General features: G+C 48.3%; 7 protein-coding genes. All 7 read right to left on the bottom strand.

Annotated elements, in window-relative coordinates; translation table 11 throughout:
• Positions 1-171: 171 nt before the first annotated feature.
• The gene (locus GXO76_14905) at positions 172-1566 is read right to left on the bottom strand and encodes an aspartate ammonia-lyase (GenBank protein NOY79140.1); all 1395 of its coding nucleotides are present in this window, start codon (positions 1564-1566) and stop codon (positions 172-174) included.
• 538 nt (positions 1567-2104) lie between these two features.
• Positions 2105-2398: a hypothetical protein gene (locus tag GXO76_14900; protein ID NOY79139.1), complete on the bottom strand. Its 294-nt coding sequence runs from the start codon at positions 2396-2398 to the stop codon at positions 2105-2107.
• Positions 2373-3881, bottom strand: a complete 1509-nt coding sequence (gene hydG / locus GXO76_14895; protein ID NOY79138.1) for a [FeFe] hydrogenase H-cluster radical SAM maturase HydG — start codon at positions 3879-3881, stop codon at positions 2373-2375. The genes GXO76_14900 and hydG overlap by 26 nt, the downstream gene beginning before the upstream one ends.
• A gap of 24 nt (positions 3882-3905) precedes the next feature.
• On the bottom strand, positions 3906-5693 hold the full coding sequence (locus tag GXO76_14890) for a 2Fe-2S iron-sulfur cluster binding domain-containing protein (protein ID NOY79137.1): 1788 nt from the start codon (positions 5691-5693) through the stop codon (positions 3906-3908).
• A 190-nt stretch (positions 5694-5883) separates the two neighbouring features.
• Entirely contained in the window at positions 5884-7053 is a 1170-nt protein-coding gene (locus GXO76_14885; protein ID NOY79136.1) for an iron hydrogenase, read from the bottom strand.
• A complete protein-coding gene (gene nuoE / locus GXO76_14880; GenBank protein NOY79135.1) occupies positions 7050-7544 on the bottom strand; it encodes an NADH-quinone oxidoreductase subunit NuoE in 495 nt (164 codons plus the stop codon). Before nuoE ends, GXO76_14885 begins: the two co-directional genes overlap by 4 nt.
• A 392-nt stretch (positions 7545-7936) precedes the next feature.
• Positions 7937-8605, bottom strand: a complete 669-nt coding sequence (locus GXO76_14875) for a hypothetical protein (protein NOY79134.1) — start codon at positions 8603-8605, stop codon at positions 7937-7939.
• Between the last annotated feature and the right edge of the window lie 279 nt (positions 8606-8884).

The following is an 8884-nucleotide window of genomic DNA, read 5'->3' as shown; positions in this document are numbered from 1 at the left end:
TGTGCAACCGCAGTCCTTTAGGTGTCGTTTGCATCATATCCCTTTTTGTAGCATATTCAATTTTTTCTTAAAAAACATCCCCCCGCCATTTAAGTCATCAATAATTAATACTTTAAAATTGATAATTGGATATTGGATATTCAATACTGGATATTGGATATTCAAAATCCTCTACTTATCTTCTCCCAATTTCAACACATTCTCCGGCGAAATTAACCGGTTGTACGCCTCTTCAGTTAAAAGACCCTCTTCCAATAAAATATCCCTTAACTGTCGGCCCTCTTTCTGAGCCCTTTTCAAAACCTCTGCGGCTTGATCGTACCCAATGACGGGAACCAAGAGCGTTGCAAGCGACTGTGGTGATTCGTGAAATCTTTCGCAGTTTTTTTGATTCGCCCGAATCCCGGCTACACATTTTTCGGCGAACATCCAATCAGTGCGCGTAAGAAGCTTCAGCATACCCAGAAATTGTTCGGAAATCAAGGGTAAAAAAGGATTGAGCTCCAGATTACCGCTGGCTACCGCCAGATTAATAATGCTATCACTACCCAGGGTTTGAAATCCCGCTTGAACCACGGCTTCGGGAATTACGGGGTTAACCTTGCCCGCCATAATGCTGGATCCCGCCTGAACGGCCGGAAGCTCAATTTCTCCGATACCCAAATGGGGCCCGGAGGACAGAAGGCGCAAATCGTTGGCAATCTTAATGAGGCTGGTGGCATGGGCTTTTAAAATGCCTGAAACTTCTGCGAACACATCCACATTTTGTGTGGCGTCAACCAGGTTTTCTGCTCTTGCAAGATTCAGTCCCGTTAACTGCCGCAGCTCCTCCACCACTTTAAAAATGTACTTTCGTGGGGCCGTTACTCCCGTCCCAATGGCCGTTCCGCCCAGGTTGATCACGCGCAGCCGTTCCTGGCATTTAAAAATTCGCCACCGGTCCCTTGCAATGGCATCGGCGTAGGCCCCAAACTCCCGACCCAGCGTAATTAATGTGGCATCCTGAAGCTGCGTCCGCCCCACCTTTACAATGGCAGCAAATTCTTTTTCCTTTTTCTGAAAGGCAGATTGCAACGCGATGACCGCTTCTTCCAGATGCTTGAGCAAAAACAAGCCCGCCACTTTCAGGGCCGTGGGGTAGGTGTCGTTGGTGGATTGGTGAAGATTCACGTGATTCAGCGGGTGCACACGGTCGTAGCGCCCTTTTGATTCGCCCAAAATCTCCAGTGCGCGGTTGGCAAGCACTTCGTTTACGGCCATATTTGTGCTGGTGCCGGCACCCCCCTGGAGAGCATCTATCGGAAAATGCTCCAGATGTTGGCCTTCAGCGAGTTCTTCACAGGCCTGCTCCAGGGCTGGCACAATTTCCGGAGGAAGCGCCCCCAAAGACGCATTGACCCGCACAGCGGCCCATTTTACAAATCCGTAGGCCCGAAGGAGTTCTGCGTGAACGGGTCGACCCGTAAGGGTGAAATTCTCCAGCGCCCGAGCGGTATGAATGCCGTAAAGGGCCGATTCCGGGAGCTCTTTCGACCCCAAAAAATCCTTTTCAATTCGACTGGACACAGGATTCCTTTCCGCTTTCGCACTGTGGTTTTTAATTTACCACCGATAACACCGAAATAAAAGGCCGTTTGGCCTTTTACCTTTTTTATCCTGATTTTAGTTTATTAACAACTATTTACATCCCCCCCACCCCCTTCAAAGGAGGAGTTCTGTTGGGTTAGGCTTATTCACATGGCTTGCAACACTCAAATACTCTTTTCAGAGCAAGTAAAGAACCCGTCTTTGCAACTTTCAAACGTCCCCCTTCGAAGGGGGGACCACAGGGGGATGTCGTTTCCATTTCCCTACAGCCATCCACAATTGAAACTTGAAAATTGAATGTTGGATATTGGATATTCAAAATCCTCTGCTCACTGAGAGTCGCTTTCAAATATCCGTAATTACATCCCTCCACCCCCCTTCAAAGGGGGAGCTGATTAGGCAATGCTTGGTAACATAATTCTAAAATAACAAATCGAGTATCCAATATCCAATAATCAATATCCAATGTTCAACTTCCAAGTGCGTTTTCTCAAGGAACGAACGAACCACGCTAAATTTACATTCCCCGAGTTACAGCCAATTTCTCCCGTAATACAGATAAAATTTCTTCCTGTTTTTCTCGCGGCAGCACCTCCCAGTTTTCAGCAATCAGACCCAGATGCTCATTGAGCATCAATCGCTTAGACGGTAAGAATGTACTCCCTTCCGGTTCACCGGCAACAAACGACCAGCGCTTTCCCAAAATTTCCGCTACCTGTAAATACACGCCAAATTCGCTTTTAACAGCCTCAGCAATCTCCAAAAATGCGGCAAGAAAGCTCTCGTTAAAAGTAGAGGTCGCGTTCGCCATTTTGAATTCTCTTGTAGTAAACCTGCAGTTCCTGGTACACCCGTTCCGAAAAATCCACCGGTGTTTTTTCTTTGATTTCGTTCATCTCCCGCTGAATCAGTTCCTCGCCGATTTTCTTGGTCTCTTCACTGGCAAAATCATCCAGCCATTCGCGAAATGTCAGAATCGCATTCAGCTTGCAGAATTTCCCTTCCCGGCCGGTACGCAGCAGTTTCATAATACGATCACCGGTACGGCCGCACCGATAGCCGGCCGTGCAGAAAGAGGTGATGTAGCCCATTTCCGCCAGCTCACGAATGACTTCATCCAGACTGCGGGTATCACCCAAAAGGAATTGCTGGCGTTCGGATTCCTGACGGTTGGTGCTTTCCCGATACGCGCCGATGCCAATACGCGTTGACGCATCGGTTTGGGTGCAGATGGGCATAAGCTCCCGGCGAATTTCCGCCCGTTCGCGGGCCGTAATAATCATTCCCGAATACGGAATCGCCAATCGAAGCACCGTCACGAGTTTTTTAAAATCCTCGTCCGAAACCAGATACTTTGTTTCCTGGGTGTAGGGCGCTCCCAACGCCGGCTGAAGCCGTGGAAACGAAATGGTGTGCGGCCCCACCCCATCAAACATGGATTCCAATTCAATAGCATGGTACAAGAGCGCCAGCACTTCGAACCGCCAATCATACAGCCCAAAGAGAGCGCCGATAGCCACATCGTCTACGCCGGCTTCCAGAGCACGGTGCATGGAATACAGGCGCCACTGATAGTGACTTTTCAACGTGCCCGGAGGATGGATTCTGGCATAGGTCTCGTGGTGGTACGTTTCCTGAAACACCTGGTACGTGCCAATCCCAATTTCGCGGAGCATTTCCAGATCCTCAACGGACATGGGTGCTGCATTGATATTGACGCGCCGGATTTGCCCGACACCACCCCGGGTAGGAACCTTCACGCTGTAGATGGCTTCAATCGTATCGGCAATGTAGCGCGCATCAGAGAGCGGATGTTCCCCGTAAACCGCAATAAGACGCTTATGGCCGATTTCCCCGGCGAGCACGCGAGCCTCATTTTTGACTTCCTCCAGAGACAAGCGCCGCCGCTTTTCCAGCGTGTTATCTCGGCGAAATCCACAATAGAGACAATTATTAACACAATAATTGCTGCAGTAAAGCGGAGCAAAGGTCACAATACGATTGTCGTACACCTTCGTTTTGACCTGTGCCGCCACCTCAAAAATCTCCTTCCAAAGCTCCTCATCTTTGACATTGAGCAGCTTGGCCGCTTCATCGGGTGTAAGCGTTTCAATGGAAAGTGACTTTTGTAAGATTTCGCGAATCTCTTGTTTTTCCGGTGATGTGTTCGTCCGGATTTTTTGCCAGATTTCCTCATCATTAATAAAATCCCGTCCGGATTTCATAAATTTTGAAATCTGGTCTTCCTTGATCACCGATTCGGTCCAAGTTATTTCTTTTTCAAGCGCTCTCATACGTGCCTCAGCTATTCAATCGTTCTACATCGTGTATCGCCCGCGGGGCGTGTAATGTGTATGCAACAACTGGTGACTTAAATGTCCCAGAGGTTCTCCCAGAAAATCCTTGTATAACTGCTGGATTTCCGGATTTTCCACAGAGGTGCGCACCGGCAGCATGTGATCCTCTGCGTAGATGGCCTGAGCCCGCGCTTCCCGAATCTCCGGGCTGGTTGGAATCGGTTGACCACCGCCGCCCAAACATCCGCCCGGACAGGCCATAATTTCAATAAAGTGGTAATTCCCTTCACCGGATTTCACCCGTTCAATCACTTGCCGGGCATTTTTAATGCCATGGGCCACCGCCACATTGAGCGTAACGCCTTCCAAAAATTTGTAACGCTCCAGTGTATTCTCAAACGTGATGGAGGCTTCCCGAATGCCTTCCATTCCCCGAACGGGAGTTACGTCCATGTTTTTAAACGGTACCTGTCGACCGGTTACAATCAAATGGACCGAACGAATAGCGGCTTCCATCACACCACCCGTGGCACCAAAAACCAGTCCGGCACCGCTGCCCAGTCCCAGAGGATGGTCAAAATCAGATTTTGGCAGCTCGGGCAGCCAGAGTCCGGCTTCCCGAATCATCCCGGCCATTTCGCGCGTGGTCAGTCCGTAATCGATGTCCTTGTAGCCGCTGTCCACCATCTCCGGCCGATTGCACTCAAACTTTTTGGCGGCACAGGGCATCAGGGCTACCGTAACGATATTTGCCGGATCGATCCCGGCCATCTGGGCATAATAGGTTTTAATGACGGCCCCAAACATCTGCTGAGGACTCTTGCAGGATGACAGGTGATCCAGCAATTCCGGAAAGGTGTGCTCGGCAAATTTTACCCAGCCCGGGGAGCAGGATGTGATCATCGGAATTTTAATATCCTTTCCGTGAACCAGCTTCTGTTCCAGGCGCCAGAGCAACTCACTCCCTTCTTCCATTATCGTCAGATCGGCTGCAAAATTTGTATCAAAAATGCGGTCAAATCCCATTCGGCGAAGGGCTGTGTTCAACTGGCCCGTTACGCTGGTACCGGCAGGCAGTCCGAATTCTTCGCCAATCGCCGCCCGGGGCGAAGGAGCCGTCTGGATAATGACGAACTTTTCAGGATCATCGATGGCTTCCCACACCCAGTCTGAGGGATCGTTGGCGTGCAGGGCGCCCGTCGGGCATCGGTTAATGCACTGGCCGCAGTACACGCAATTCAATTCAACCAGCGGCCGGTCCAGCATGGTTTGCACCTGAACATTGTACCCACGTCCGGCCGTTTCCAGTACCCCCACCTCCTGCAAATCGAGACAGGTGCGAATACAACGCTTGCAATGAACGCACTTGTTGGGATCGCGTACCAGCGCAAACGAGGAATCGTCAATTTCGTACCGGGGTTCCTTGATGTGCGGAAATCGATAGAAGTTGACACCGTACTCTTTGGCCAGCGATTGAAGTTCACAATTATTGTTTCGGACGCAACTGTAGCATTCGCCGTAATGCTGCGCCAAAATTAAATCCAGGTTAAAGCGCCGGGCTTTGCGCACCTTCTCTGTGTAGGTTTTTACGGAAATCGGATGTTCGATCGGATAGGCACACGAAGCCTGAAGATTCCTCATCCCCTCAATTTCCACCACACAAATCCGGCAAATACCAGCTACCTCCAGATCCGGATGGTTGCAAAGGGTCGGAATTCGAATATCGTTTTGCCGGGCCGCTTCCAGAATGGTCGTGCCCTTTTTGACTTTAATTTCTTTATTGTTGATTTTAATTGGGATCAGTTCCATACAACGTCTCTCCTCATCTGAAGAAAAGTGAATTTTCCATGAATTCTGAGTTCACTCCAAAGCCGCGACTGACACGAATAATGTCAATTTAGTTTCACCAAAATCAATTCGTGGAAAAATGTCTTTTAGAGCAGACTCCATCATCAAGTTTACAATTTCATCATTTTAGATTAACACACCGGCCATTACGCTAACTGTACAAAATTTCGTCTTTAAAATTTTCGATGATCGAAATAAACGGATTCGGCGACATTTGTCCCAAACCGCATTTCGAGGAAATTTGCATCACACGCGCCAACTCCATCAGATCGCGCAAATAGGCAACCGTGCAATCCCCCTTTTTCAGCAGTCGGACACCCTCCAGAAGCCGATAATTCCCCTCCCGGCACGGCGTACACTGACCGCAGGATTCCTCCACGAAAAATTCCATAAAATTCTCAAGCACGTGAAGCATCTTTCGTGAATGATTAAAAACAATAATCGATCCACCGGGAGGCAGCCCCTCAAAGGCGATGGGTTTGTCAAAATCCTTCTCCGACACACAAATTCCGGACGCTCCGCCTACCTGAACCGCTTTGGTATCCTTTGCACCAACCATCTCCAACAGTTCCCGTACCGTGATTCCCAATTCCACTTCGTAAACCCCCGGATTCTCCACATCGCCGGAAATGCTGAACAACTTGGTTCCGGTGGATTTCATCGTCCCGTGGGTCCGAAACCATTCCGCACCGTTGGCAATAATGTACGGCACATAACAAAGCGTTTCCACGTTTTGAACCACCGTAGGTTTGTCCAGATAGCCTTTTTCCGTGGGAAAGGGCGGTTTGTTCCGCGGCTCACCCCGCCGACCGTTGAGGGATTCGATCAGAGCAAATTCTTCACCGCATACGTACGCCCCTGCCCCCAGGCGAATTTCGACATCAAAGTTAAATCGTTTACCCAGGATTTTGTCACCGAGCAGGTTGGTGGCTTTCATGTGATCAATTCGCTCTTCAATACCCTTTTTCAGGTAAACATATTCCCCGCGCAAATAAATAATACCATGATGAGCTCCGATGGCGTAACCCGCGATGGCCATTCCTTCCAGAATTTTTCCGGGGTGCTCCATCAGCAAAAGGCGATCCTTAAAGGTTCCGGGCTCGCCCTCATCGGCATTGCAGATAATAAACTTCTGATCGGCTTTTTGTACAGCGGCCGATTCCCATTTCAATCCGGTTGGAAATCCGGCGCCTCCCCGCCCCCTAAGTTCCGATTTTTTAACCTCGTTCACCACTTCTTTGGGCTTCAATTTCAGGGCGGCCGCCAAGCCGCTCCCCACAATATATTCACCAAAAAGAATCCGTTTTTTGCTGTTTTTCATGCTCGTTTCCTCGCGCCATTTTTGTAAAATTCCAAAATATCAACAACTTTTTCCGGGCAAAGCTTTGAATAAACCTCTTCATTAACCAGCATGGCCGGGCCTTCACTGCACATGCCGATGCAATTGGTATATTCCAGTGAAAACAGCCCGTCTTTGGTGGTTTCACCAAACGAAATTCCCAGCTCCTTTTCAAGAACACGCACAATTCGATCCTTTCCGGCCATATCGCAGCTAATGGTCTTGCACAATCGAATGATGTATTTCCCCTTGGGCGTTTCGTTTAAAAAGGAATAAAACGTGACGACTCCATGCACCTCCGCCGGACTGATATCCAGGGCATTGCTGACGGCCTCGATCATGTAATTGTTGATGTACGAAAATTTCCGGTTGAGCTCCTGCAAAATCGGAAGCAGGTAATTCCGCGTCCGGCCGTATTTCCGGACAATCGTATTCACTTCCTGTTGAATTTCATTCCGTTGGCATTCAAACATTTGTCCTCCAATTTGAATCGGTTGAGATTATTCCTTATCCTGAATTTGGGCCAAACTTTCGCCTTTGGTATAAAACAAAGATAGTGCCAAAATGGCCTGTTCACTCAACAGCTTGTTATTATTGAAGGAATACGCCTGTGAACGTGTTAAAAGAAAGGATTATTCTTATTTGCGGGAATTTTGGACTGGCGGCAAGCTTAATGGGATTCTCATTTTTAGGATTATTTTTCCTTCTGATTCAAGACAAAATTGGCCAATAATTGGTCGTTCTTTAGAGGAATGGGTATTTTTTGATCGCTTTGTGAGATTAATTCTCAATATGAGTGACTGCGGGGACTGGATTCACGGTTCATTTCATCCGAAACATTCAGAATTTTTGTCTGACAAAAACTCTAACGATTCGCCCCTCTTTCCTTTTTTGTAAGGGTATATCGTCTCGCAAAAACCACAATACCCAGAAGAAGTCCACTTCCAAAAATTTCCCAGTGAAAGGGATTGGGCATTCCGCCGCTAACGATATTTTGAAAATCAAAAATAAAGGCCACAAAAATGAGAAGGGCCGAAAGAACTGTTAAGCCCCACTCCGCTTTGGAAGCGCGTAAATCAAATCCCTGGTGGTCAAGTTTCAGAATCAGAAAAGAAGAACCAATCATGGCCAAACTCACCAAAACGGGGGCCAGCACGGGACCCGTCCAGGGAACAGGAATGAGATAGAGAATATCCCAGGTGAACAGGGAATGCGGCCAGTTGAGAAATACCTTTAGCCAGACATAGTAAAAGATGTCCCAGATACCAAAACTCATCATGAAAAAAGAAAATCGCTGCCAGAAGTTTCGGCCGGCAAGAAAAGCGACAGCAAGAAGCATAACCAGCGTCATTGCCTCCCGGCCGATTTCAACAAAAGCCATGTTTGTGGGAATTATTTTCAGAGGAAACGAAAAACCGGCGGGATAATAGATGGCCCGCAGATACACCACAACCGCCGATTCCAGATAGGCCATAGCGATGCCAAAAATCCACAGCCAGAATAATTTGTACCGAAGCGATGCGTCCGTTTTCATGGGCACCCTCTTCCTTTATAAATTAATAATTTCTGTTTTTTCAAATTTCACGAGGGGATTTTTAATCCCTGCAAAATCCTAAAATCTTTCCAATACTAACAACTTCCCTGTTTTTCTCCCCTTCTTTCCCAGTACCACCCATCAAGGTCCCCTCTATTAAGAGGGGATTTAGGGGTGTGTCATCTTATTTTTCCCATTTGAAATTTAAACACCATCCTTGAAAACAAACATCGTCACACACCCCGCCAGCCGGCGGGGACACCACTCTCAAGAGGGGAT

Source organism: Calditrichota bacterium (genome assembly GCA_013151735.1).
Lineage (GTDB): Bacteria > Zhuqueibacterota > JdFR-76 > JdFR-76 > BMS3Abin05 > BMS3Abin05.
This window is presented reverse-complemented; position numbering and strand designations above follow the sequence as displayed.

What these genes read in the sequence shown, in the direction of transcription:
- GXO76_14900 (NOY79139.1), bottom strand. Translation starts at nt 2,398, where the DNA reads ATGGCGAACGCGACCTCTACTTTTAACGAGAGCTTTCTTGCCGCATTT.
- hydG (NOY79138.1), bottom strand. Translation starts at nt 3,881, where the DNA reads ATGAGAGCGCTTGAAAAAGAAATAACTTGGACCGAATCGGTGATCAAG.
- GXO76_14890 (NOY79137.1), bottom strand. Translation starts at nt 5,693, where the DNA reads ATGGAACTGATCCCAATTAAAATCAACAATAAAGAAATTAAAGTCAAA.
- GXO76_14885 (NOY79136.1), bottom strand. Translation starts at nt 7,053, where the DNA reads ATGAAAAACAGCAAAAAACGGATTCTTTTTGGTGAATATATTGTGGGG.
- nuoE (NOY79135.1), bottom strand. Translation starts at nt 7,544, where the DNA reads ATGTTTGAATGCCAACGGAATGAAATTCAACAGGAAGTGAATACGATT.
- GXO76_14875 (NOY79134.1), bottom strand. Translation starts at nt 8,605, where the DNA reads ATGAAAACGGACGCATCGCTTCGGTACAAATTATTCTGGCTGTGGATT.